Source organism: Geodermatophilus obscurus, from assembly GCF_900143215.1.
GTDB classification, from domain to species: Bacteria; Actinomycetota; Actinomycetes; order Mycobacteriales; family Geodermatophilaceae; genus Geodermatophilus; species Geodermatophilus obscurus_A.
Genome location: NZ_FRDM01000006.1, coordinates 47,377 through 71,600, shown reverse-complemented (window position 1 = coordinate 71,600; position 24,224 = coordinate 47,377). Strand labels below are relative to the sequence as shown.

Below are 24,224 nucleotides of genomic sequence, written 5' to 3'. Positions count from 1 at the left end.
CTCCTCAGGTCGGGGCGGTCAGGTCGGGGGCGGCTGTGGCGCGGCGCCGGCGTCCGGGCAGCCGGCTCACCGGCAGTCCGCGCGACCGGCGGACCATCCGGCGGCTCACCCGGACGGTGACCGCTCCGGCCAGGCTCAGCGCCGCGGCCGTGAGCCAGGCCGCGGAGTAGGACCAGGTCTGCGCAACGACGCCGAACAGCAGCGGACCGGAGGCGGCACCCAGCGACAGGCCGGTCTGCACGAACCCGGTGACCGACGCCGCGGCGTCGCGGTTGTCGCGGATGACCGCGAAGTGGAGCAGCCCGGTCCACGCCCAGCCGGCGCCGTAGGCGAGCACGCCGCCGGCGACGAAGGCCGGCACCGGGCCCGCCGCGAGCAGCACGTAGCCGGCGGTACCGGCGGCCAGCAGGTTGGCGATGAACAGGTAGGCGCTCCGGGTGGGGTGCCGGTCGACGAGCAGGCCGTAACCGATCCGGACGACCAGCCCCAGCACCGAGCAGCCCGCGAACAGCAGCCCGGCCGGACCCGCGTCGATGCCGGCGGCGACCGCGGAGTCGACGAGGAAGACCCCGGTCGGGGTGGCCGCGGCCGAGCCCAGGAAGCCGCCGACGGTGAGCACCACCAGCCCGCCGCGGGGCAGCCCCCGATCCGGCGCCCGGGGGGCGCGGGGGTCGCGTGGCGCCCCGGCCCGCCGCCCGGCGTCCCGGCCGGTGAGGGAGGCCAGCAGCAGGACGACGGCGAGACCGACGGCGCAGGCGACCGCCCACCGCCAGCCGAAGACGAGAGCCACCCCGGGGACGGCGAGCCCGCCGAGGAGCGTCGCCGCGGGGATCGAGGACTGCTTGATGCCGAAGGCGACGCCGAGCCGCTGCTCGGTGACCAGCTCGGAGACCACCGCGTTGGCCGACGGCTGGGCCACGGCGTTGCCCAGGCCGCCGACGGCCAGCCCGGCCATCAGCGCGGCCGGCGAGCCGGCCAGGGCGATGACGGTGAGCGAGGTCGTGGCCAGCGCCGCGGCCAGGGCGGCGCCGCGGCGCGACCCGAGCCGCTGCACCAGCCGCCCGGCCGGCCGGGCGAGACCGCCGGAGACGGCGAACAGCGTCGCCGCGGCCAGGCCGAACAGGCCGAGGCCCACCTGCAGGTCGGCGCGGATCTGCACCGCCAGCGCCCCGACGAGGAAGGCCGGCAGCACGCCGAGCACCGAGACCGCCACCGCCCGGAGCACCGCGCCCACCGCGGCCGGGGACCGGGCCCGCCTGTTCCGGGCAGCGGTGCGCCGGCCGGGTTCGTCGGGGTCGGCGTCCACGTCCCCGGCCGGGTCAGCCACGCGCCACGGCCGCGAGCGGCCGGCCGACCTCCCCGGCCAGCGCCTGCAGCGCGCGGTGCGTCTCGGCGTCCAGCGGGATGCCGTGCTCCCGGCGTCGGGCACGCTCGGCGGCGGCCCGCTGGCCCGGCGTCCGGACCGGCAGCTCCGGGTCGACCGGGGCCAGCGCCCGCAGCTCCGCGAGCAGCCGGGCGGCGCCGGCGCCGATGGCCTCCGGATCGCCCAGCCGCGCCGGGTCGAGGACCACGACCAGGTGGCTGGTGCCCGGCGACCGGGCGCCGGACCGGAACGTCAGGTTGCCCACTCCCGGGGCCGTCGGCCCACCGGCCAGGACGGCGGTGAGGAGCTCCACCAGCAGGCCCAGCCCGTAGCCCTTGTGGCTGGAGCGCTCCCGATCGCTGCCCAGCGGCAGCAGCGCCCCCCGGCCCGGGAAGACCGCGGCCGGGTCGGTCGTCGGCCGGCCCTCGGCGTCCACACCCCAGCCCAGCGGCACGGGCTTGCCGAGGCGCAGCGCGATCTCGAACTTGCCGGCGGCGACCGCGGAGGTCGCCATGTCGAAGACCAGCGGCTCCTCGCCGGGCACCGGCACCCCCAGCGCCAGCGGGTTGGTGCCGAGGAACGGGCGGGCGGCTCCGGTGGGCGCGACGACCGGGCCGGTGTTGGTCGCCGCCAGCCCGACCAGGCCGAGCCGCGCCGCGTCGTACACGTAGCAGCCGCTGGCGCCGTGGTGGCTGCTCCTGCGCACGTTGACCCAGCCGACGCCGTACCGCCGCGCCCGCGCGACGGCCTCGTCGAACGCGAAGGTGGTGACCGGGTGGCCGAGCAGGTCGGAGCCGTCGACCAGTGCCACCGCACCTCCGTCGGAGTGCACGCTCGGCTCGCCGTCGACGGCGATGACGCCGTTGCCGATCGCGCCGACGTAGGCCGGCAGCCGGGCGACGCCGTGCGAGTCGATGCCCGACAGGTCGGCGTAGGCGAGCACCCGCGCGGCGTCGCGGGCGTGGGACGGGCGGGCCCCGACGGTCTCGAGCACCTCGGCCGTCCACGTCTCCAGGACGTCGGCCGGCACGCGCACCGCCGGCTCCTCGAGCACCTCCACGGCCTCCACCCCGGCCGGCTCGGCGGACGGGGACGCGGGGGCCGACGGCTCTGCCGACCCGAAGGCGGCGAGGACGGCGTCGGCCACCTCGCTCGTCGACGCCGCCGCTCCGCCCTCCGGCGCCAGGTCGTAGGTCCACGGGCCCGCGCGCAGCACCGTGTCGACCGCCGCCCGCACCCGCTCGCCGGCCTCCCGGGTGGCGGGGAAGTGCCGCAGCAGGGCGGCCAGGGCGAGGAAGCCGCCCAGGGGGTCGACCTGGTTCCGCAGCGCCCGCCGCGGAGCCGAGCCGTGCGCCGGCTCGAACAGGCCGACGCACCGGCCGCGTACCGGCTCGCCGGGGTGCAGCGACGCCGACCCGCACAGGGCCGGGGAGCCGGCCCGGCCGGCGGCGAGGTCGGAGAGGATGTCGCCGAGCAGGCCCTCGGTGACCAGGACGTCGGGCACCGGGGCGCCCGAGCCCAGCTCGAACGCCGCGCGGTCGACGTACCGGTGCTCGACCTCGATCCCGCGCTCGCGGGCGACGTCGCCGGCGACCTGCCGCCAGAGCCGGCCGGTCGCGTAGAGGTTGGCCTTGTCCACCGAGACCAGCCGTCCGCCGCCCCGCCGGGCCAGCACGTCGCAGGCGGTGTGCACCACCTCGGCCACCCGTTCCCGGGTCAGCCGCAGCACGTCGGCGGCCTCGCTGCCGTCCTCCCGCAGCACCCGGTCGTCCGCGCCGCCGTACGAGCCGCCGATGAGGTTGCGCACGACGGTGAGCTCGCGGCCGTCGCCGAACGGGATCTCGCGCACCGAGATGCGCAGGTCGTAGCGCTCCCGGAGCCGGTGCAGGGCGACCTCCGGGCGCGGGCACACCCCGGCCGGCACGCGGGGGTCCTCCCCCACGGCGCCGAGCAGGACCGCGTCGGCGGCGTCGCAGGCGGTCAGCGTCCCGGCTGGCAGCACGTCGCCGGTCTCCGCGGCGGCCCGGGCCCCGACCGGCCAGGGCCCGGTGACCTCGACCTGCCCCCGCTCGGCCAGCCGGCGCAGCAGCCGGGTCGGCCCGTCGAGCACCTCCTCGCCGACGCCGTCCCCCGGCAGCAGGGCGATCCGGATCACCGGAGCACCAGCTCCCGGCCCACGGTGGTGAGGGCCCGCTCGGTGCCGGCCTCGCCCAGGCACGCCTCGAGCTCGGCCAGCCAGCCGGGCAGCGCCTGCGCCATCGTCGGGTGGTCGGCGTGCCCGAGGTCCCCGCCGAAGGCCAGCTGGTCGTGCGGGTAGACCTCGCCCAGCGTGGTCGACCGCGGCCCGTCGGGAGTGAGGATGTCGGGCAGGATGCCCAGCTCCAGCACCACGCCGAGCCGCGCCAGCTCCGGCGCGGCGGCGTCGTCCCACTGGAGGAACGGCATGCGCGGGTGGTTGAACAGCATCCGGCGCACCCCGGCCGCCGACGCCGCACGGAAGAGCACCAGCGCCTCCGCGCAGGTCAGGTGACCGGAGGCCAGCACCAGGTCCGAGGCGGCGACCACGTCGAGCACCTCGTGCCACGCGGGCAGCAGCGCACCGGCGTCGTCCAGCACGTCGACCTGCCGGAAGGACAGCGTCCGGTGCACCGAGAGCTCGGGGGCGGCCGCCGACGCGACGTGCGCGGGCGCGGAGACCGTCGGCATCCACACCACGCGCCCGCCGAGCCGGGCGGCCACCTCCACCGCGTCGGGGTTGGCCCCGCCGGCCGGTGAGTTGAGCACGATCCCGCCGACCACCCGGACGCCGTCGGTCTCCGGCCGGCCCGCGGCCAGGGCCGCGCGCTCCGCCGTCGAACCCTCGTGCGCCTTGAGGACGGCGAGGTCGATGCCGACCTGCGCGTGCGCGCCGACCACCTCGTGGTCGAGGCCGTGCCGCGCGACGAGGCTGGGTGCCCCGTGCACGTGCAGGTCGGCGACCCCGTCGATGAGTCGCGGGCTCACCGCTCCGTCCGGGGGCGGTCGGCAGCGGTGGCACCGGCCGTCGGTGGCGCGTCCGCCGAGCCGCTGGGCGCGTCGGACGTCCCCTCCCCGGGCTCCGCCGCACCCGCGTCGTCGTCCGGCGTGGCCCGGCGGCGGCGGGTGATCATGTGCACGGCCACGCCGGCCACGATGAAGCCGGCGCCGATCGCGATGAACATCGGCGTCATGACCAGCAGCGCGATCGCCGCCACCAGGAACAGCAGCCGCTCGGGGATGCGCGCCGGGCCGAACAGCCAGGCGCCGGTGACCACCGCCAGCGAGGCGACGGCGAACACGGAGGTGACGAAGGCGATCGCCACCGTGGCGGCGCCGCCCTCGAAGAGCAGCCCGACGCCGCGCGGGGAGAGCACGAAGATGAACGGGACGAGGAACGCCGGCAGCGTGTACTTCCACGTCAGCCACATCGTCTTGACCGGCTTGCCACCGGTGATGGCGGCGGCGGCGAACGGCGAGAGCGCCGTCGGCGGGGAGACCTCGCTGAGCACCGCGTAGTAGAAGATGAACATCGCCGCGGCGAACGGCTCGACGCCCACCTGCTGCAGCGCCGGCGAGATGACGACGAACGAGATGATGAAGCTCGCCGTCACCGGGACCGCGAGACCCAGCAGCACGACGACCACCGCGGAGAACAGCGCGGTGAGGACGACGTTGCCGTTGGAGAAGTCGACGATGATCCCGGCCAGCCGCAGCGCCAGCCCGGTGAGGGTCATGACGCCGACGATGAGGCCGGCGACGGCCATGACGGGGATGACCGACAGCGCTCCGACCGCGCCCTGGGCCAGCGCGTCCCACACGCGTCGGGGCGTCATCCACGACCGCCGCTCGAAAAAGCTGAGCAGGAAGGCCAGCACGGTGGCGTAGACGACCGCGCGGAACGGCGTGAACCCCAGCACGAGGAAGAAGACGATCGCGGCCAGCGAGGAGAAGTGGTAGCCGAAGCGCAGCAGCAGCTTCCACGGCGACTGCGTCTCCATCGCCACGGTGTGCGTCTTGTGCCGCCGGGCGTCCATCTCGATCGCCAGGATGATCCCGAGGTAGTACAGGATCGTCGGGATCGTCGCCCAGATGAGCACCTCGAGGTAGGAGACCTGCAGCAGCTCGGCGATGATGAACGCCGCCGCGCCCAGGGTCGGCGGCGACATGATCGCGCCGATGCCCGCGGCCGCCAGCACGCCGCCGCCGGCCTCCTTCGGGTAGCCGGCCTTCCTCAGCAGCGGCCAGGAGATGCCACCCAGGGTCACCGTCGTGGCGACGCCCGAGCCGGACACCGTGCCCAGCAGGAAGCCCGAGAGGGTCACCGTGCGGCCGGGGCCGGCCGGGGACTGCCCGAACGCGGCGAAGGACAGGTCGATGAAGAACCGGGTGGCACCCGAGGCGGCCAGGACGGCGCCGTAGATGGTGAACAGGATGATGTAGGTGGCGGCGACCTCCAGCGGCGTGCCGAAGATGCCCTGCAGGCCCATGACGTTGTGCCCGACCAGCCGCGGCCAGCCGAAGTTCGCGGTGGTGAACGGCGCCGGCATGAACGAGCCCCAGTACGCCGAGGCGATGAACAGCAGCACGACGATCGGGACCAGGATGCCGACGGTGCGCCGTGCGGCCTCCAGGCACAGCAGGATGAGCAGCGTGCCGATGAGCAGGTCGGTGTCGGTCGGCAGGATCGCGCGCCGGAAGAAGCCCTGCCAGTCCGACACCATGTATATGGCCGGCACCAGCGAGGCGAGCGCCAGCAGCCAGTCGAGGACGTTCGGGTCGTCGCGCTTGCCGGACTCCTTGGCCTTGGCCGACCGGGGCCAGCCGCGGTAGGTCAGGAAGGTCAGGAACAGGCCGATGGAGAGGAACGTCGGCAGGTACACCTGCCGCGGCATGGGGTTGAACACCCAGTAGAGCCCGAAGAGGGACAGCCCCACGCCGACCACCGCGGCGACCCAGCTGGGCCAGCCGGCCAGGTGGCGCGCCGGCTTCTCCGCCTCGAACTCCGCGATCAGCGCCTCCTCGTCGATCCGGTCGGGATCGTCGACCGGCTCGGCGCCGGGGCGCTTGTCCAGGGTGGCGACGTCCACGATGCCGCCCTGCCGGTGCGCGGCGTGGTGGGCGGCCTTGTGGACGCTGTCGTGTCGGGAGTGCTCAGCGCGGGCCTGCTCGTCCTCGGCCGTGAGCGTCCGGGTGCGGCCGGGCAGCTTCATCTTCATCGCTCGATCTCCAGTAGCACGGTGGGGTCCTCCCCGGTCACGAGCCGCCAGATCGGGACGGGGTCGGCGCCCGGGGTGTACAGGGTGCGCTCGCCCAGGTCGGTGGCGGCGATGTTCAGGACGTCGAAGACGGCGGGCCGGGCCGGATCGGGCTCGGCCACGTGCGCCCGGCGGTCGCCGGACGGTGCCGGCCGGGGAGCGCCCGGGACGGCGTAGTACTCCTCGAGCACGGCCACCTGGTCGGCGGCCAGCTCGACGAGCTCGAAGCGGCCGTCCGGGAGGACGCGGTACCGCTCCTCGGCCAGGGTGGTGTAGACGCTGTTGCGGTAGCCGACGGCGAACCGGTCCCCGTCCAGCGGGACGCTGGCGACGACCTCGCCGTCCGGCGTCCGGACGACGACCGCCGGGCCGTCGGACCCCGCCGGCGCTGCGGTGGCAGCGACGCCCCCCGCCCCGATCAGCACCGCGGCTCCGCCCAGCCCGACGGCGGCTGCCCACCGGGGCGTCCGGCGGCGGGTGGTCGTGCCGCCGGGGCCCGGGGCGCGAGCCCCGGACCCCGGCCGCACGGCCACGACCGACTCCTCCGCGCGCCAGCCGGTCAGCCCACCGAGTCGAAGTAGGCCTGCGCGCCGGGGCAGGTCTCGATGAAGGCGACCTCGCCGGCCGTCGCCGGGTCCAGCTCCTCGGCCGCCGGGTGGACGGTGAGCAGCTGCTCCTTGTTCTCGAAGATCGTCCGCGTGATGTCCTGCTGCAGCTGCTCGTCCATGTCCGTCCGGGCGACGAGGATGTTCGGCGAGACGACCTGCGGCGAGGCCTCCGTCTGGCCCTCGTACGTGTTGGCCGGGATCTCGTCGGCGAAGTAGTAGTCGCCGTACTGCTCGGCCATCGCGTCGGTGTACTCCGCGGTCGGGATGAGCACCAGATCGGCGTTGTTGGCCAGCTCGACGATCGCGCCGGTGGGCAGGCCGCCGGACCAGAAGCCCGCGTCGACGGTGCCGTCCTGGATCGCCGCGACGGTCTCCGCGACCCCCAGCTGGGCACGCTCGATGTCGGCCTGCGGGTCGAGGCCGGCCGCCTCCATGATCCGGTCGGCGGTGACCTCCGAGGCCGAGCCGACCGCACCGGGCGACACCCGCTTGCCGCGGAGGTCCTCGATCGAGGTGATCCCGGTCGCCGCGGTCGTGAAGACGTGCGTGAAGTTGTTGTAGATGTTGCCGAGCGAGCACAGGGGCAGCGCCTCGGTGAAGGTGTTCTCACCGTTGGCCGCGTCGGAGACGACGTCGCCGAGGCCGAACGCCAGCTGCGCCTGACCCGAGGCCAGCAGCTGCATGTTGTCGACCGAGGCGTTGGTCTCCTGGACCGTGACCGTCGTGCCCTCCAGCTCCGAGCTGAGCAGGTTCGCGATGCCGCCGCCGTAGGGGTAGTAGACGCCGCCGGTGCCACCCGTGGCGAAGGTCAGGGGGCCGCCGGCCTGCGCGCCCTCACCACCCCCGGCGCCGCCGCCGGACTCGCCCCCGCCACAGGCGGTGAGCAGGAGGGCTGCGGCCAGCGCGGTGCCGAGGAGACGGCGGGTCGGCCGGGCGGGGATCGGGCTGGAGGTCATCGTTGGCCTTCCTGGTGCGTGCGGTCGGGGACCCCGGAGCCGGCGTCCTCCCTGGTCCGGACGGCTCCAGGGTGGTGCCGGAGCGGTCGGTCGTCGAGTGAACCAGCTCACAACAAATCTTGTCTACTGTTAACGATCCGTGGAACGATCCCGCTGCACATCGACGCGGGAAGTGGGGGTTCGAACGTGTCCGGCGCCGACCACATCCACGCCCTCCCGCTGCGCGAGCACGTCTACGAGCGGCTGCAGGAGCTGCTCATCGCCCGGACCCTCGGGCCCGGCGACCACCTGGTCGAGGAGCGCCTCGCCGCCGAGCTCGGGGTCAGCCGCGGTCCGGTGCGCGAGGCCCTGCAACGGCTGCACCGCGACGGCTGGATCACGCTGCGGCCGCGCCAGGGGGCGTTCGTCAACCAGCCGACCCGGCAGCAGGTGGAGGAGTTCTTCGAGGCCCGGGAGGTGGTCGAGCGCTCCGCAGCCGAGCTGGCCGCGCAGCGCTGCACGCCCGAGGACGCCGCGGCGCTGCTGGGCATCTGCGACGAGGCCGACGCCGACTGGGCGCGCGGCGTCCCCGCCCAGCAGATGGCCGGGCACACCGCCCGCTTCCACCGCACCGTGATGCTCTGCGCGCGCAACCACCTCCTGCTGGAGTTCGGCGAGCAGCTCTCCCAGCGCAGCCGCTGGTTCTTCGCGCCCCTGGTCAGCAGCATCGCCCCGCGCGCGTGGGCCGAGCACCGCGAGGTCGCCGAGCTGATAGCGGCCGGCCGGCCCGGCGAGGCCGCGGCCGCCATGCGCCTGCACGTCGAGCAGTCCCGCGACTCCTACCTCGACACCCAGCTGGTCGAGGACACCCCGCCCGAGCCGGTCGCCTTCCGCCGCACCCGGGCGCCGTCGGGCTCGCGGGCCGGCGACGCCCCCCGCGCCCGGCGCGCCCGCGCCTGACCGTCCCATCCGCCACCTCCTCCCCCGAGCACAGGAGCCCCCGTGAGCACTGCACGAGTCGTACTGGTCACCGGAGCCTCGAGCGGCATCGGCCGGGCCTGCACCGAGGCGTTCCTGGCCGAGGGCGCCCGGGTGATCGCCGCCGCCCGCCGCACCGAGCGGCTGGCGGACCTCCACGCGCAGCACGGGGACGCGGTGCTGCCGCTGACCATGGACGTCCGGGACCGCACCCAGGTGTCGGCCGCGCTGAGCTCGCTGCCGGCCGACTGGACGCCGATCGACGTCCTGGTCAACAACGCCGGGCTGGCCGCCGGCCGCGGCCCGATCCACACCGACGACCCGGAGAACTGGGACCGGATGCTGGACACCAACGTCCGCGGCCTGCTCAACGTCTCGGCCTGCGTGCTGCCCGGCATGGTCGAGCGCGGCTCCGGCCACGTGGTCAACGTCGGGTCCAACGCCGGCCGCGAGGTCTACCCCGGCGGCGCGGTGTACTGCGCGACCAAGGCCGCCGTGGAGCGGATCACCCGCGGCATGCGGATGGACGTGCTGGGCAGCGGCGTGCGCATCAGCCAGGTCGACCCGGGGATGGTGGAGACGGAGTTCTCGCTGGTCCGCTTCGACGGGGACGAGGCCCCGGCGAGGGCCGTCTACGACGGGATGACGCCGCTGTCGCCCGGGGACGTCGCCGACGTCGTCACCTGGATCGCGAGCCGGCCGCCGCACGTCGTCGTCGCCGACGTCCTCGTCTACCCGGTCGACCAGGCCGGCTCCGGCAGGGTCGCCCGCCGCGGCTCGTGAGGTCCCGCTGAGCGTGGGACCCGCGCGGGAGGCGACCGTCCGGCGGCGCCGGGACTTCCCCGGCTGGCGGATGGTGTGGGCGCTGTCGGTCACCGAGACCGTCGCCTACGGGGTGCTCTACTACTCGTTCGCCGTCTTCCTCGTGCCGATGCGCGAGGAGCTCGAGGCATCGACGGCCCAGGTGTCGGGAGCGCTCACGCTTTCCCTTGCGCTCAGTGGGCTCGGCGCCGTCGTGGTGGGCCGGTGGCTCGACCGGTTCGGCGCCCGCTGGGTCATGGCAGGCGGGAGCCTGCTCGGTGGGGCGTCGGTGGTGGCGTGGTCGCAGGCGCAGGACCTCCCCCAGCTCTACCTGGCCTTCGTGGGCATCGGCCTGGCGAGCGCTGCGGTCCTGTACGAGCCGGCGTATGCGGTGATCAACACGTGGTTCCGCCGCGACCGTCCCCGGGCGCTGCTGACCCTGACCGTGGTCGCCGGGTTCGCCTCGACGATCTTCCTGCCCGCATCGCAGTTGCTCATCGACGGCCTCGGCTGGCGATCGGCGCTGCTCGTCCTCGCCGGCGTGGTAGCGGCCTGCGCCCTGCCGCACGCGCTCGTGCTGCGGCGGTCACCGGCCGACATGGGGCTGGTGCCCGACGGCCGCCCCGACGACGGCACGCCGTCGGCCCCCGCGTCGGCGGCGCCCGAGGTCGACCTGTCCCCGTACCGCGGCGCGGGCGGGGCGTGGCGGCGGCCCGCGGTGCGCTGGCTGACCCTGGCCGCGGCCCTTCAGATGGTGGCGAACGCGACCGTGGCGGTGTTCCTCGTCGCCTACCTGCTCGAGGCCGGGGCACCGGCGGGACTGGCCGCCCTGGCGGCCGGCGGGCTCGGCGCGCTGTCGGTGACCGGGCGCGTGGTGCTCACCGTGCTGGCCGCACGGGTGGGCATCGGCACCGTCACCGCGGCGATGGTCGTCGGGCAGGCGGTCGGCGTGGCCATGCTGTTCGCGCTCCCCCAGCCGGCGGCCACCGTGGTGTTCGTGCTGCTCTTCGGCATCGGCTTCGGCGTCCTCAACATCGCTCGGCCGGCGCTGCTCGGCGAGTACGTGCCGGGGCCGGTCTTCGCGGCGGTGTCGGGGCAGCAGGCGCTGGCCGTCCAGTTCGGGCGGGTCGTGGCCCCTCTCGCCGCCGGGGCGCTGATCACCGCGTTCGGTTACGGGCCGGGGTTCACGTTCAGCGCCGGGTGCGCGCTGGCGGCGGCGATCCTGCTCGTCGCGTCGGACCGCGCCGCCGCCCTCACCCGGGAGCGGGCCGCTCCCCGGTGACCGGCCGGGCGGTCCCGGCTTCGCGGACGGCGTCGTCGTCGAGACCGAGCCGGCGCAGCGTCTGCTCCGTGTGCTGGCCCAGGGTCGGCGCGCCGGGGAGCGTGGGGGCGCCGCTGCGGCCGAAGGTCCACGGCAGCCGGGCGTGCACCAGCGTGCCCTCGGTCGGGTGCTCGACCTCCTCGAAGAACCCGACCGCGGCCAGGTGCTCGTCGTCGAAGAGGTCCTCGACGGTGTTCACCGGCATGGCCGGGATGTGCCGGTCGCGCAGCGTCGGGAGCCAGTGCGCCGTGGGACGGCGGGCGAGCTCGTCGTCGACCAGCCGGTAGAGCTCGTCGATCCGCCGGGTGCGGCCCCGGATGGTGGTCAGCTCCGGGTCGTCGGCCAGGTCGGGCCGGTCGACCAGCCGGAAGAACTCGCGCCAGTGCGCGTCGGTGTAGAGCAGCACCGAGATGACGCCGTCGGCGGTGCGGTGCGGCCGGCGGTAGGGCGAGGCCGTGCGGGCGTACCCGGTGCCGCCCGTGCGGCCGGCGTACACCCGGCCGCCCTGCTGCTCCATGAGCAGGAAGCCCGCCATGGACTCGAACATCGGCACCTCGACCGCCTGCCCCCGGCCGGACACCGACCGCTCGTGCAGGGCGGCGAGGACGGCGGCCAGCGCCATGACGCCGACCGTCTTGTCGACCACCTGGGTGCGCACGTACTGCGGCTCCCCGGTGCCGCCCTGGACGGCGGCCAGCCCGGAGACGCCCTGGACGACGTCGTCGTAGGCCGGCTCGTCGCGGTACGGGCCGGCCGAGCCGTAGCCCACGGCGGCGCAGTGCACGACCCGCGGGTTGCGGGCAAGCACCGTCTCGGCGTCGATGCCGAGCCGGGCGGCGGCCCTCGGCCGCATGTTGTGCAGCACCACGTCGGCCTCGTCGACCAGCAGGTCGAGGGCCTCCCGGCCGGCCGGCGTCGTCAGGTCCAGGACGACGGACTCCTTGCCCCGGTTGAAGGTCAGGAACGCCGGCCCCAGCCCGGACCCCCGCTCGTCGCCGACGCCGCGGATGATGTCGCCCGACGGCGGCTCGACCTTGATCACCCGCGCGCCCATCTGCGCCATGAGCACCGCGCAGTACGGGCCGAGGAACGTCGAGGTGAGCTCCACGACGGTCAGCCCCGCGAGCGGTCCGGGCGACGGCGGCACGGGCACTCCCCTGCTGGGTGGGCGGCGGTGCACGCAGCGTGCCAGAGCGCGGCGACGGCGATCCCATCGGGCGCGCGAGCCGGTTGCCCGGCCGGGCGACCGGCGTCCTCGCGCGCGATCCGGGTCACGCGTGCCCCACTCGGCACGAGAGCCCCGGTGCTCCCCGTCCGGGGGGAACGCGGGCCGTACCGTGGGCGAGGCGCCGGGCGACCCGGCGGCCGGTCGGCGTGGTCCGCCCCGGCCGGGACCGGCGGAGCGCGTGCTGCGCGAGCCGGACGCTCCGGACCACTCCGGACGCGGGGGCTGTGCCAGCCTGCGCGTACGCCACGAGGCTGCAGAACCACGAGGCTGCAGAACAGGGAGGACCCGGCACGGTGACGACGTACCTGGACGCGGACCCGGCGGTCGTCGAGGACGCGGTCGCGCTGGGCGACGCGCTCGTCGACGCCTGGGGCAGCTGGGGCCCGAACATGACGCCGGACGCCCGGCAGGTCGCCTTCATCAGCGACCGCTCGGGCGTGCCCCAGCTCTACATCAAGGACGTCGTGCTCGACGGGCCGCGGCCCGTGGCGCGGCACGTCAAGCTCTCCGACGACCCGGTGGTCTCCGTGCGGTGGGCGGCCGACAGCGGCTGGCTCACCTGCGAGGTCGCCACCGACGGCGGGGTCCGGACGTCGGTGTGGGTGGTGCGCCCCGACGGCAGCGACGCCCGCCGGATCGCCGGCGACGCGACCACGCACGCCGAGCTGGGGCCGTGGACCCGCAGCGGGCACCGCTTCGTCGTCACCTTCCCCGGCGCCGCCGAGGGGGTGCCGACCCGCTGCTTCCTGGCCGACCCGGCGACCGGCCGGCTCGACCCGCTGGCCGAGGGCGAGCTGATCCGGGTGCTCGACGTGTCGCTGGAGGAGCGCTTCATCGTCATCCGCGACGGGACCCGCGGGCAGCAGTACGTCGTCGTCGTCGACCGGCTCACCGACGAGGCCCTCAGCGTGCTGCCCCAGGGCGCGACCGGCTCCACCGAGGTCGCGCTCATCCGGCCGGCTCCCGCCGAGCACGGCGGGCCGGTCTACGTGTACCTGGCCTCCGACGTGGGCCTGCCCCGGCGTCAGCTGATCGGCCTGCCGTTCGGCCCGAACGGCTGGCGCGGCGAGCCCCGGACGCTGGCCGCGCGGGACGACGCGGAGCTGGAGTTCATCGACGCCGACGACGCCGGCCGGCTGCTGCTGCTGGTGTGGAACGTCGCCGGGCGCAGCGAGCTGGAGCTGATGGACACCGCCACGGGCGGGCGCACGCCGATCTCCGGCCTGCCCGGGCTGGTGGCCGCCGACCCGGTGCTCAGCCGCGACGGCTCCAGCGTGGTGCTCGGCGTGGAGGGCCCGACGCGTCCCCGCGAGCTCTGGCACCTGGACACCACGACGCACGCCTGGACCCGGGTCTCCTCCTCCCCTCCCCTGCCCGCGCGGCGGCTCGTCGTCCCGGCGCCGGCGACCTTCGCCGGGCAGGACGGCCTGCCGCTGACCGGCTGGCTGTACCGCGCGCCGAGCCGGCTGAAGGGGACCGGCCCGGCGGTGCTGTGGCTGCACGGGGGGCCCGAGGCGCAGGAGCGGCCGACGTTCGACCCCGAGCACCAGGCGCTGGCCGCGGCCGGCATCACCGTGTTCGCGCCCAACATCCGCGGCTCGTCGGGGTTCGGCCGGGAGTTCGTGCACGCCGACGACCTGCACGGCCGCTACGACGCGTTCGCCGACGTCCTGGCCGCCGCGCAGCACCTGGTGGACACCGGTGTCGCCGACGCCGACCGCATCGCGGTGACCGGCCGCTCCTACGGCGGCTACCTGACCCTGGCCTCGCTCGCCTTCTCCCCCGGGGTCTTCGCCGCGGGGGTCGACATCTGCGGCATGTCCGACCTGGTCACCTTCTACCGCGACACCGACCCGTGGATCGGCGCGGCCGCGGTGTCGAAGTACGGCCACCCCGAGCGGGACCGCGCGCTGCTGGAGGAGATCTCCCCGCTGCGGGCCGCCGACGCCGTCGACGTCCCGCTGCTGGTCGTCCACGGCGAGCACGACACCAACGTGCCGATCGGCGAGGCGCACCAGATCGTCCTGGCGCTGCGCGAGCAGGACCGGACGGTGCAGTACCTGGAGCTCGAGGGCGAGGGCCACGACTTCCGGCGGGCGGACGCGCGCAAACGGCTGCTGGGGACGATGGTGCGCTTCCTGGCCCGGGCGCTGTCCCGGGCGCGCGAGGCCGACCGGGTGGGCGGCCGGGCCGAGTGATCGGGGACGTCGATCTCGAGCGGTTCGTCCGGGCGCAGGACGGCGGGGTGTACGACGGGGCGCTGCGCGAGCTGCGGGCCGGGGCCAAGCGCGGCCACTGGATGTGGTTCGTCTTCCCGCAGGTCGCAGGTCTGGGGCGCAGCTCGACCGCGCAGCACTACGCGCTCCCCGGGCTGGCGGAGGCGCGGGCGTACCTCGCGCACCCGGTGCTGGGGCCGCGGCTGGTCGAGTGCGCACAGGCGCTGCTGGAGCTGTCCGGCCGCGATCCGGTGCGGGTGCTCGGTTCCGTGGACGCGCTCAAGCTGCGCTCGTCGATGACGCTGTTCGAGGCGGCCGCGCCCGACGAGCGGGTGTTCGGCGAGGCGCTGGAGCGCTACTACGACGGCGAACGGGACGAGGCGACCCTCGCGCGGGTCTGACGAGCGGCCCGGCGCCGGGTCGACCAGGCTGGACGCCGTGAGCGAAGACAACAGCGGCTCCGGTTACGTCACCTCCGGGGAGTTCCGCCGGGACACCAACTACATCCCCGACCGGATCACCGCCGACGGGTCGGGCGGGTGGCCGGCGGAGGCCGGGCGTTACCGGCTGGTCATCGCGCGGGCGTGCCCGTGGGCCAACCGGGCGGCGATCGTGCGCCGGCTGCTCGGCCTGGAGGAGGCGATCTCCATGGGCATGTGCGGGCCGACCCACGACGAGCGGTCCTGGACGTTCGACCTGGACCCCGGCGGCCGCGACCCGGTGCTGGGCTACGAGCGGCTGCAGGAGGCCTTCCTCGCCCGCTTCCCCGACTACGACCGCGGCATCACGGTGCCGGCGATGGTGGACGTGCCCACCGGTCAGGTCGTCACCAACGACTTCCTGCAGATGACGCTCGACCTCTCCACCGAGTGGACGCAGTTCCACCGCGACGGCGCGCCCGACCTCTACCCCGAGGAGCTGCGGGACGAGATGGACGAGGTGATGCAGCGCGTCTACACCGAGGTCAACAACGGCGTGTACCGCTGCGGCTTCGCGGGTGACCAAAAGTCGTACGACGAGGCCTACGAGCGGCTGTGGACGGCGCTGGACTGGCTGGAGGAGCGGCTGTCCGGGCAGCGCTACCTGATGGGCGCCACGATCACCGAGGCCGACGTCCGGCTGTTCACCACGCTGGCCCGGTTCGACCCCGTCTACCACGGCCACTTCAAGGCCAACCGGCAGAAGCTGACCGGGCTGCCGGCGCTGTGGGCCTACGCGCGCGACCTGTTCCAGACCCCCGGGTTCGGCGACACGATCGACTTCCCGCAGATCAAGGAGCACTACTACGTCGTCCACGCCGACATCAACCCGACGCAGGTCGTCCCGCAGGGCCCGGACACGTCGAACTGGCTGACCCCGCACGGCCGCGAGGAGCTCGGCGGTTCGCCGTTCGGCGACGGCACGCCGCCCCCGCCTCCGCCCGCCGACGAGCGGGTGCCGGCCGACCACGGCCCCGGCGGGCTCGGCCACCGGTGACGGTCTCCCGCCGCGACGTGGAGGCGGCGGCCCGGCGGATCGCCCCGTTCGTCCGTCGCACCCCCGTCGTCGTCCTGGAGGGCGATCGCGGAGGCCTCCCGCGCGACGTGGTCCTCAAGCTCGAGGGGATGCAGCACTCCGGGTCCTTCAAGGTGCGGGGGGCGTTCAACGCCCTGCTGTCGTCGGCCGTCCCCGCCGCCGGGGTGATCGCCGCCTCCGGCGGCAACCACGGCGCGGCGGTGGCCCGCGCCGCGTCGGCGCTGGGGACGAGGGCCGAGGTGTTCGTGCCCGCGACCGCACCCGCGGCCAAGCAGGAGCGCATCCGTCGCTACGGCGCCACGGTCACGGCCGTGGGTGCCACCTACGCGGAGGCCCTGGCGGCCAGCGTGGAGCGGGGGGACCGCACCGGTGCGCTGCGGGTGCACGCCTACGACCAGCCGGAGGTCGTCGCCGGCCAGGGGACGGTCGCCGTCGAGCTCGCCCAGCAGTGTCCCGACCTGGACACCGTGCTGGTCGCCGTCGGCGGCGGAGGGCTCGTCGCGGGGTGTGCCGCCTGGTACACCGACAGCCTCGCGGTGGTGGGGGTGGAACCGGAGGCGGCACCGACCCTGCACGCGGCCCGTGCGGCCGGCGAGCCGGTCGACGTGGAGGTGGGCGGCATCGCCGCGGACGCGCTCGGCGCCCGGCGGCTCGGCACCATCGCCCACGAGGTGACGAGCCGGTACCTGGCCGGGTCCGTCCTGGTGCCCGACGACGCCATCCGGCAGGCCCAGCGGGTGCTGTGGGAGGAGCTCCGGGTGCTCGCCGAACCCGGTGGGGCGACGGCGCTCGCGGCACTGCTGTGCGGCGCGTACGTCCCCGGTCCCGGGTCCAGGGTGGGGGTCCTGGTGTGCGGGGCCAACCTCGACCCGGCGTCCTGGACCGTCCTGCCCGAGACGGGAGTGTGACCGCGTGACCGACGGCATCCACGTCGACGAGCAGCTGCTGGGTACCTACGTCACCGAGCTCGGCGCCATCGGGGAGACCCCCGACGGCATGTACCGGTTCGTGTACGACGACGCCTGGCAGCGGGCCCGGGACACCCTGCTGAGGTGGATCGACGAGGCGGGTCTGGAGGGTCGGGTCGACGCCGTCGGCAACGTGTTCGGCCGGCTGCCCGGCTCCGGGGACGGCGTCGTGCTCACCGGCTCGCACGTCGACACCGTGCCCTCGGGTGGGAAGTACGACGGCGCGCTCGGGGTCGTCGGGGGGCTGGCCGCGCTGGCGGCGCTGCGGGCGCACGGCACCCCCACCCGCACGCTCGAGGTGGTCGCCCTGTGCGAGGAGGAGAGCAGCCGCTTCCCGGCCGACTTCCTCGGCACCCGGGCGATGCTCGGGCTGGTCGCCGCGGACGAGCCCGATCGGCTGCGGGACCGCGACGGCACGACGCTGGCCGAGGCCATGCGCCGGGCCGGCCTGGACCCCGCCGCCGTGGCCACCGCCGAGCGGCACGACCTGCGGGCGTTCCTCGAGCTGCACATCGAGCAGGGCCGGGTGCTCGCCGACGAGGGCGTGGACGTGGGCCTGGTGGAGGTGATCCCCGGCATCGCCTGGGAGACGATCACCGTGCGCGGCCGGCAGGACCACGCCGGCGCCACCCCGATGGACCTGCGCGCCGACGCCCTGCAGGCCGCCGCGCAGATGGCCCGGGAGATCACCCTGGCGGTGGAGCGGGCGGGCCGGCCCGCGGTGGCCACCACCGGCCGCTGGACCGTCGAGCCCGGGCAGCCCAGCGTCGTCCCCGGCCTGGCGCGGTTCTCCCTGGACCTGCGCCATCCCGACCTCGCCGTCCGGGACCGGCTGCTGGACCAGGTGCACCGCATCTGCGCCGACGTCGCGCGGCGGCACGGGGTCGAGGTCGACGTCGTCCGGGACAAGGACGAGGAGCCGGCGACGATGGACAGCGGCCTGCTCGAGGTCTGCCGGGACGCCGCGGAGCGCTGCGGCGCGAGCTGGCGGCGGATGCCCAGCGGGGCCGGGCACGACAGCCAGCTGATGGCCTCCCGGGTGCCGACGGCGATGGTGTTCGTGCCCAGCGTGGACGGGCGCTCGCACACCCCGGCCGAGTACACCTCCCCGGCGGACTGCGCCCGCGGCGCCTCGGTCCTGGCCACCGCGCTGCACCGGCTCGCCTGGTGAAGAAGGACCCTCCTGCCCCCCACCGCTCGCAGGCTCGCGGCGGGCCCCTGCAGGAGGGCCGCCGGCTTCTCCAGGCGGCCGGGCGGGTCCTCCCTCAGCCCGCGGTGGGCACCGCCGGCCCGGTGCCGGACAGCTCGTCGCGGTGGACGACGCCGTCCTTGACCACGAGGGCGACCCGGCCCGTGGCGGTGACGTCCTCGACCGGGTCGCCGTCCACCAGCACCAGGTCGGCGAGCTTCCCGACCTCCAGCGTGCCGATGTCGTGCGCCAGGCCGAGGTTCTCGGCGGCCCCCCGGGTGGCCGCCACGAGCGCCTGCATCGCGGTCAGGCCGTGCCGCACCATCAGGGCGAGCTCGGCCGCCAGGTCGTCGTGCGGGTTGAAGGGGGTCCCGGCGTCGGTGCCCGCGGCGATCCGCATGCCCGACGACACCGCCTCGGCGAAGCTCTTCCGCTGCTGCTGGGCCTCGGCCTCGGCCTTGTCCACGACCCAGTCCGGGATGCCCCGCGCCCGGCCGTTCCGGATGATCCCGTCGACGGCGAGCATGGTGGGGACGAGGAAGGTGCCCCGGGCGACCGCCAGGTCGAGCAGCTCGTCGTCGAGGTAGAAGCCGTGCTCGATGGAGTCGATCCCGGCCAGCAGGGCGTTGTGGATCCCGGCTCGCCCGATGGCGTGCGTGGTCACCCGCCGACCGGAGTTGTGCGCCTCCTGCGCGACGACGGCGAGCTCCTCGGGCAGCAGCGCGGTCTGGGTGGGCGTGACGCCGGGGGTCAGCACCCCGCCGGTGGCCATGACCTTGATCACCGCGGCGCCGGCCTTGATCTCCGCGCGGGTGGCCTTGCGGACCTCGTCGGGACCGTCCGCCTCGCGGCCGATGAAGTGGCCGTGTCCTCCGGTCATGGTGATCACCCGGCCGGCGGCCTGCACCCTCGGCCCGGGCACCATCCCCTGCTCGATGGCCTTGGCCAGCTCCACCACGACGTCGTCGGCCGCGCCGCAGTCGCGCACGGTGGTCACCCCTGACCTCAGCGCGGTCAGCGCACTCTGCGCGGCCCGCAGCGTGGCCCGCGGCACCGTGTCCCCGGCGACCTGGGCGAACAGGTCCGGCGCGCCGTCGGCCGTCAGGTGCACGTGGCAGTTGATCAGGCCCGGCAGCACCGTGCGGCCGCCCCCGTCCACCACGGACTCCGGCGCGGTGGACGGGGCGGAGCCCTCCGGCCCGATCCAGCTGATCCGGCGGCCCTCCACCACCACCGCCTGTCCCGGGACCGGCGCCGAACCGGTGCCGTCGACGACGGTGACGTTGCGGAGCAGGAAACTGGTGGTCATGGAACCTCTCGTTCGTGGGAGGGGAGACGCCCGAACAGCGCCAGGTCGACGTTGCCGCCACTGGCGACGGAGACGACGCGGGTGCCCGGAGGCAGGTCCAGCACGCCGGTCATCAGCGCGGCCAGGGGTGCGGCGGCCGACGGCTCCAGGACGAGCTTGGTCCGCGTCACCGCCAGCGCCAGCGCGCGCAGGATGTCCTCGTCGCCGACCCGGACGACCCGCTCGACGTGGGCCAGCACGTGGTCGACGGTGACCTGGCCGCTCATCGGGGCGGCCAGCCCGTCGGCGACGCTGCGCGCCTCCGGCATGCGGATCGGCCCGCCGGCCCGCAGGCTGCGCGACATCACGTCGGCGGTCTCCGGCTCGACGCCGATCACCCGGGTCGCCGGGGACAGGGCCGCCAGGGCGGCCGCGACGCCGGAGACCAGTCCCCCGCCGCCGACCGGGACGAGGACGACCTCGGCGTCGGGGACGTCCTCGGCGATCTCGAGCCCGACGGTGCCCGTGCCGGCCACCACCGCCGGGTCGTCGAAGGGGTGCACCGGGACCCGGCCGGTACGGGCCACGGTGTCCAGGTAGGTGTCGACCAGGTCGCCGTCGGTGAGCACGACGTCGGCCCCGTACGCCCGGCAGGCGGCGACCTTGGCCGGCACCGCCGTCGTCGGCATGACCACCGTCCCGGGCACGCCGACGCTGGCCGCCGCGTACGCCACCGCGGCACCGGCGTTGCCGGCCGACAGGGTGATCACGCCCCGGGCGCGGTCGGCGCCGGGCAGGGTGAGCACCTTGTTGAGCGCGCCGCGCGGCTTGAAGCTGCCGGTCCGCTGGAACACCTCCGCCTTGAGGTCCAGCCGCACCCCCCAGGCCTCCCCGAGGCTGCGCGACCGCAGCACCGGCGTGCGGTGCACGCGGCCGGCGAGCCGGCGGGCCGCCGCCCGGACGTCGTCGAGGGTGACCAGTCCGGGGGCGACCGGGCCGGCCCCGACGGTCACCCGGCCGGCCCGTCGACGGTCCGCATCCGGGGGTCGAGCGCGTCCCGCAGGCCGTCGCCCAGCAGGTTGAAGGCGAGGATCGCCAGGAAGATCGCGACCCCGGGGAACGTGGTGAGGTGCGGGGCGCTGAAGATGAACTGCCGCCCCTCCCCCAGCATGGTGCCCCACTCGGCGGTGGGTGACTGGACGCCCAGCCCGAGGAAGCCGAGCCCGGCCGCGAGCAGGATGCTCACCCCGATGCTCAGCGTGCCGTGCACCAGCACGGGGGTCAGCGAGTTGCGGAACACGTGGCGCGTGATGATCCGGAAGTCGCCGGCGCCGAGCGCCCGCGCGGCCTCCACGTAGGGCTCCTCGCGCAGGCTCAGCACCGACGAGCGCACCAGCCGGATGATCACCGGGATCACGCTGATCCCGACGGCGATGATGACGTTCTGCAGGCTCACCCCGAGGACGGCGACGAGGGTGAGGGCCAGCAGGATGCTGGTGAAGGCGAACATCATGTCCGCGAACCGGGAGATGGCCAGATCGGCCCACCCGCCGTAGTACCCGGCGACGATCCCCAGCGGCACACCGACGACCAGTCCGATGAGCACCGCCAGCACGCCGATGAGCAGCGAGATCCGGGCGCCGTACATCAGCCGGGTGGCGATGTCCCGGCCCAGCTGGTCGGTGCCCAGCCAGTGCTCGGCCGAGGGCCCCTGGATGGCCGAGGCCAGGTCCTGGGCGTTCGGGTCGTAGGGGGACAGCACCGGGGCGAGGGCGGCCAGCGCGACGAACGTGACGATGATGCCGAGGCCGATCAGCCCCGGGGGGTGGGAACGGAAGCGTCGCCATGCCCTCATCGGGTGCCTGCTCTCATCGGGTTGTCTCCACGATCAGTAGCGGATCCGGGGGTCGACCACGACGTACAGCACGTCGACGATCACGTTGAGCAGGATGAACGCGGCGGCGTAGACGAGCACGATCCCCTGGACGACGGCGAAGTCGCGGGCGGCGATCGAGTCGACGAGCAGCCGCCCGATGCCGGGCCAGCCGAAGACGGTCTCGGTGAGCACCGCGCCGCCGAGCAGGGCACCGAACTGCAGGCTGATCACGGTGAGCACGGGGATGAAGGCGTTGCGCAGGCCGTGCTTGATGATCACCGTCCGCGGTGGCGCTCCCTTGGCCTCCGCCGTCCGGATGTAGTCCTGCCCCAGCACCTCCAGCATGCTGGCGCGGGTCATCCGGGAGATCAGGGCGGTGGAGAACGCCGCGAGGGTCGTCGCCGGCAGCACGATGCTGAGCGGCTCCGCGCTGCCCGCGGCCGGCAGCCACCCCAGCGTGACGGCGAACAGCAGGATGAGCAGCAGGCCCAGCCAGTAGACCGGCATGGACACGCCCATCATCGCCACGCTGGAGATGGCGTGGTCGACGAAGGAGTTGCGGCGCACGGCGGCGATGACCCCGGCCGCCACCCCGACCACCGAGCCGATGACCGTGGCGACGACCGCCAGGATCAGCGTCGCCGGGATCCGCACGGCGATCTCGGCCGTGACCGGCCGGGACGTGCGTGCCGACTCGCCGAGGTCGCCCTGCAGCACCCCGGTGATGAACCCCCAGTACTGCGTGAGCAGGGACTCGTCCAGACCGAGCTGCTCGCGGAGCCGGCTGACCTGTTCCTCGCTGGCGTTGAGCCCGGCCAGGACCCGGGCCGGGTCACCGGGCAGGACGCGCAGCATCAGGAAGATCAGGATCGACACCCCGAAGAGGGTGATCAGCGACAACAGCAGCGTCCGCACGATGTGCGCGGCGGTGCCCCTCACCTCTGACCTCTCATCGCAGGCCTCCCTCGTCCGGCGGGCGGAGTGCCGCTCCGCCCGCCGGCCCCGGTCGCCCCTGCGCGGTAGGGGCGACCCCGTGGTCGATGGTCAGTTCGCCGGCCGCGCGTAGATCGCGGAGAACTTCTCGGTCGGCGTGGCGCTGATGCCGGTGACGTCGTCCGACCACACGACGGGGAAGGACTGGGTCCACAGGAAGATCCAGGGCGCGTCGTCCCAGATGATCTGCGAGGCGTCGCAGTACAGCTGCTCACGCCGGCTCTCGTCGGTCTCCACGTCGGCCTGGGTCAGCAGCTCCTCGACCTGCGGGTTGGTGTAGAACGACGTCGCCAGGCCCGCCGGCGGGTGGGTCGCCTGCCGGAACATCTGCATCTGGAAGTCGGCGTCCAGGTACGGCGGCGCCCAGCCCAGCAGGTGCATGTCCACGGTGTTCTCCGACGGCGCCGCGTTCACCCGGGCCAGGAACGACGGGAAGTCGCTCGTCGAGACGCTGACGTCCAGACCGACCTCGCGCAGGTAACCGGCGATGGCCTCGGCGGACTGCTGGTCCTGGACGTACCGGCCGCTGGGGGTGAGCAGCTCCAGGCTGGCGTCCGCCGCCCCGGCGTCGGCGAGCATCTGCCGCGCGCGCTCGGGGTCGAAGTCGTAGGAGCCGGTCTGGCAGTAGCCGGCGAGGCTGGGCGCCATCGGGGCGTCCATGACCTCACCGGCGCCGAAGAGCACGTTGTCCACGATGGCCTGCTTGTCGACCGCGTAGTTGAGCGCCTGCCGCACCATGGGGTCGGACAGCAGCGGGTCGTTGGTGTCCAGGGCGATGAAGATCGTGCGGTCGCTCTCGGCGAGCAGGACCTCCACGTCCTCGTTGGCCTGCAGCGCCTGGATGTCGGAGACCGGCGGGAGGATCATCATGTCCACCTGGCCGGACAGCAGCAGGCTCTCGCGGGTGGCCGCTTCCGGAACGATCCGGAACACCACGGTGTCGTAGTGGGGCTCCTCGCCCCAGTAGTCGGCGAACTTCTCCACGGTGACGCTCTCGCCCGCGGTGTAGTCCCCGAAGGTGTAGGGACCGGTGCCGACCGGCCGCTGGTAGTTCTCGTTCGTGTTCCCGTCGGCGGTGACCGACTGCGGCGCGATCATGCCCGCTGTCGTCACCGACAGGGCGCTGACGAAGCCGGGCGACGGCCGGCTGAGCGCGACCTCGGCCGTGGTGTCGTCGACCGCGGTGACGGACTCGATGACCTCGAACGGGGAGCCCAGGGGCACGGTGAGGGCCGGGTCGATGATCCGCTCGAGGTTGAACTTCACGGCCTCGGCGTCGAACGGGGTCCCGTCGTGGAAGACCACGCCGTCGCGGAGCCCGAGGGTGACCGTCCGTCCGTCCTCGGACGTCTCGAAGGTCTCGGCGAGGTTGCCGACGAGCTCGCCCTCCTCGTCGAACACGACCAGGGTCTCGACGACGTAGTCGACCATGTTCTGCACGGTGGTCGTGGTCTGCCCCGCGGGGTCGAAGGTGTCCGGGTCGATGCCCACGGCGATGGAGAAGGTCCCGCCCCCGCCCTCGCCCCCGGTCGCCGGCGCCTCGGGGTCCTCGACGCTGCAGGCACTGAGCAGCAGGCCCAGCGCGGCAGCGGCGGCCAGCGACCTGGCCCGGGACGGACGGCGTCGTGCTGGTGTCGTGTTCATGGTCTCCCGCTCTGACGAGGTGGCACGG

At 74.7% G+C, this 24,224-nt stretch carries 20 protein-coding genes; 8 read left to right on the top strand and 12 right to left on the bottom strand.

The genetic code is table 11. The features are described from left to right. Nucleotides 1–4: 4 nt before the first annotated feature. From BUB17_RS08225 to BUB17_RS08195, 6 genes are read right to left on the bottom strand one after another with little or no spacing between them, the layout of a single operon-like run. The gene (locus BUB17_RS08225) at nt 5–1,327 is read right to left on the bottom strand and encodes an MFS transporter (RefSeq protein WP_072916200.1); all 1,323 of its coding nucleotides are present in this window, start codon (nt 1,325–1,327) and stop codon (nt 5–7) included. Further along, a complete protein-coding gene (locus tag BUB17_RS25435; RefSeq protein ID WP_175561317.1) occupies nt 1,320–3,518 on the bottom strand; it encodes an Ldh family oxidoreductase in 2,199 nt (732 codons plus the stop codon). The genes BUB17_RS08225 and BUB17_RS25435 overlap by 8 nt, the downstream gene beginning before the upstream one ends. Then, entirely contained in the window at nt 3,515–4,366 is an 852-nt protein-coding gene (locus BUB17_RS08210) for a DUF6282 family protein (protein ID WP_072916196.1), read from the bottom strand. The genes BUB17_RS25435 and BUB17_RS08210 overlap by 4 nt, the downstream gene beginning before the upstream one ends. After that, on the bottom strand, nt 4,363–6,597 hold the full coding sequence (locus BUB17_RS08205) for a TRAP transporter permease (RefSeq protein ID WP_244277053.1): 2,235 nt from the start codon (nt 6,595–6,597) through the stop codon (nt 4,363–4,365). The genes BUB17_RS08210 and BUB17_RS08205 overlap by 4 nt, the downstream gene beginning before the upstream one ends. Continuing rightward, nucleotides 6,594–7,169 (bottom strand): hypothetical protein, encoded by a 576-nt coding sequence (locus BUB17_RS08200; RefSeq protein ID WP_072916190.1) that lies wholly within the window; start codon nt 7,167–7,169, stop codon nt 6,594–6,596. Before BUB17_RS08200 ends, BUB17_RS08205 begins: the two co-directional genes overlap by 4 nt. Nucleotides 7,170–7,195: 26 nt before the next feature. Then, nucleotides 7,196–8,200, bottom strand: a complete 1,005-nt coding sequence (locus BUB17_RS08195) for a TAXI family TRAP transporter solute-binding subunit (protein WP_072916187.1) — start codon at nt 8,198–8,200, stop codon at nt 7,196–7,198. A gap of 186 nt (nt 8,201–8,386) precedes the next feature. On the opposite strand from BUB17_RS08195, the gene BUB17_RS08190 reads away from it, so the two are divergent. The 3 genes from BUB17_RS08190 to BUB17_RS08180 are packed head-to-tail and all read left to right on the top strand — an operon-like array spanning nt 8,387 to nt 11,240. After that, nucleotides 8,387–9,139, top strand: coding sequence for a GntR family transcriptional regulator (locus tag BUB17_RS08190; protein WP_244277051.1), 753 nt, complete (start codon nt 8,387–8,389; stop codon nt 9,137–9,139). A 42-nt stretch (nt 9,140–9,181) separates the two neighbouring features. Beyond that, nucleotides 9,182–9,940: an SDR family NAD(P)-dependent oxidoreductase gene (locus BUB17_RS08185; RefSeq protein ID WP_072916184.1), complete on the top strand. Its 759-nt coding sequence runs from the start codon at nt 9,182–9,184 to the stop codon at nt 9,938–9,940. A gap of 13 nt (nt 9,941–9,953) precedes the next feature. Continuing rightward, entirely contained in the window at nt 9,954–11,240 is a 1,287-nt protein-coding gene (locus tag BUB17_RS08180) for an MFS transporter (RefSeq protein WP_244277049.1), read from the top strand. Here BUB17_RS08180 and BUB17_RS08175 read toward each other — a convergent pair. Continuing rightward, on the bottom strand, nt 11,212–12,426 hold the full coding sequence (locus tag BUB17_RS08175) for a CaiB/BaiF CoA transferase family protein (RefSeq protein ID WP_072916180.1): 1,215 nt from the start codon (nt 12,424–12,426) through the stop codon (nt 11,212–11,214). The genes BUB17_RS08180 and BUB17_RS08175 overlap by 29 nt on opposite strands. A gap of 374 nt (nt 12,427–12,800) precedes the next feature. On the opposite strand from BUB17_RS08175, the gene BUB17_RS08170 reads away from it, so the two are divergent. The 5 genes from BUB17_RS08170 to BUB17_RS08150 are packed head-to-tail and all read left to right on the top strand — an operon-like array spanning nt 12,801 to nt 18,377. Then, nucleotides 12,801–14,705, top strand: coding sequence for a S9 family peptidase (locus BUB17_RS08170; protein ID WP_072916176.1), 1,905 nt, complete (start codon nt 12,801–12,803; stop codon nt 14,703–14,705). Next, a complete protein-coding gene (locus tag BUB17_RS08165) occupies nt 14,702–15,124 on the top strand; it encodes a DUF1810 domain-containing protein (protein WP_072916173.1) in 423 nt (140 codons plus the stop codon). Before BUB17_RS08170 ends, BUB17_RS08165 begins: the two co-directional genes overlap by 4 nt. 37 nt (nt 15,125–15,161) lie before the next feature. Next, nucleotides 15,162–16,199: a glutathione S-transferase family protein gene (locus BUB17_RS08160; protein ID WP_072916169.1), complete on the top strand. Its 1,038-nt coding sequence runs from the start codon at nt 15,162–15,164 to the stop codon at nt 16,197–16,199. Next, entirely contained in the window at nt 16,196–17,146 is a 951-nt protein-coding gene (locus BUB17_RS08155) for a threonine/serine dehydratase (protein ID WP_072916165.1), read from the top strand. The genes BUB17_RS08160 and BUB17_RS08155 overlap by 4 nt, the downstream gene beginning before the upstream one ends. A gap of 4 nt (nt 17,147–17,150) precedes the next feature. Continuing rightward, the gene (locus BUB17_RS08150; protein WP_083606166.1) at nt 17,151–18,377 is read left to right on the top strand and encodes a M20 family metallo-hydrolase; all 1,227 of its coding nucleotides are present in this window, start codon (nt 17,151–17,153) and stop codon (nt 18,375–18,377) included. A 94-nt stretch (nt 18,378–18,471) separates the two neighbouring features. Here the strand turns inward: BUB17_RS08150 and BUB17_RS08145 are convergent, their stop codons facing one another. The 5 genes from BUB17_RS08145 to BUB17_RS08125 all read right to left on the bottom strand — a co-directional run bounded on the left by BUB17_RS08145 (nt 18,472) and on the right by BUB17_RS08125 (nt 24,196). After that, a complete protein-coding gene (locus BUB17_RS08145) occupies nt 18,472–19,704 on the bottom strand; it encodes a metal-dependent hydrolase family protein (RefSeq protein WP_072916162.1) in 1,233 nt (410 codons plus the stop codon). Continuing rightward, nucleotides 19,701–20,696: a threonine ammonia-lyase gene (locus tag BUB17_RS08140; RefSeq protein WP_208983343.1), complete on the bottom strand. Its 996-nt coding sequence runs from the start codon at nt 20,694–20,696 to the stop codon at nt 19,701–19,703. The genes BUB17_RS08145 and BUB17_RS08140 overlap by 4 nt, the downstream gene beginning before the upstream one ends. Next, nucleotides 20,693–21,538 (bottom strand): ABC transporter permease, encoded by an 846-nt coding sequence (locus BUB17_RS08135; protein ID WP_072916158.1) that lies wholly within the window; start codon nt 21,536–21,538, stop codon nt 20,693–20,695. Before BUB17_RS08135 ends, BUB17_RS08140 begins: the two co-directional genes overlap by 4 nt. A 33-nt stretch (nt 21,539–21,571) precedes the next feature. Continuing rightward, nucleotides 21,572–22,498: an ABC transporter permease gene (locus tag BUB17_RS08130; protein WP_072916154.1), complete on the bottom strand. Its 927-nt coding sequence runs from the start codon at nt 22,496–22,498 to the stop codon at nt 21,572–21,574. 105 nt (nt 22,499–22,603) lie between these two features. Continuing rightward, entirely contained in the window at nt 22,604–24,196 is a 1,593-nt protein-coding gene (locus BUB17_RS08125; RefSeq protein WP_083606165.1) for an ABC transporter substrate-binding protein, read from the bottom strand. Between the last annotated feature and the right edge of the window lie 28 nt (nt 24,197–24,224).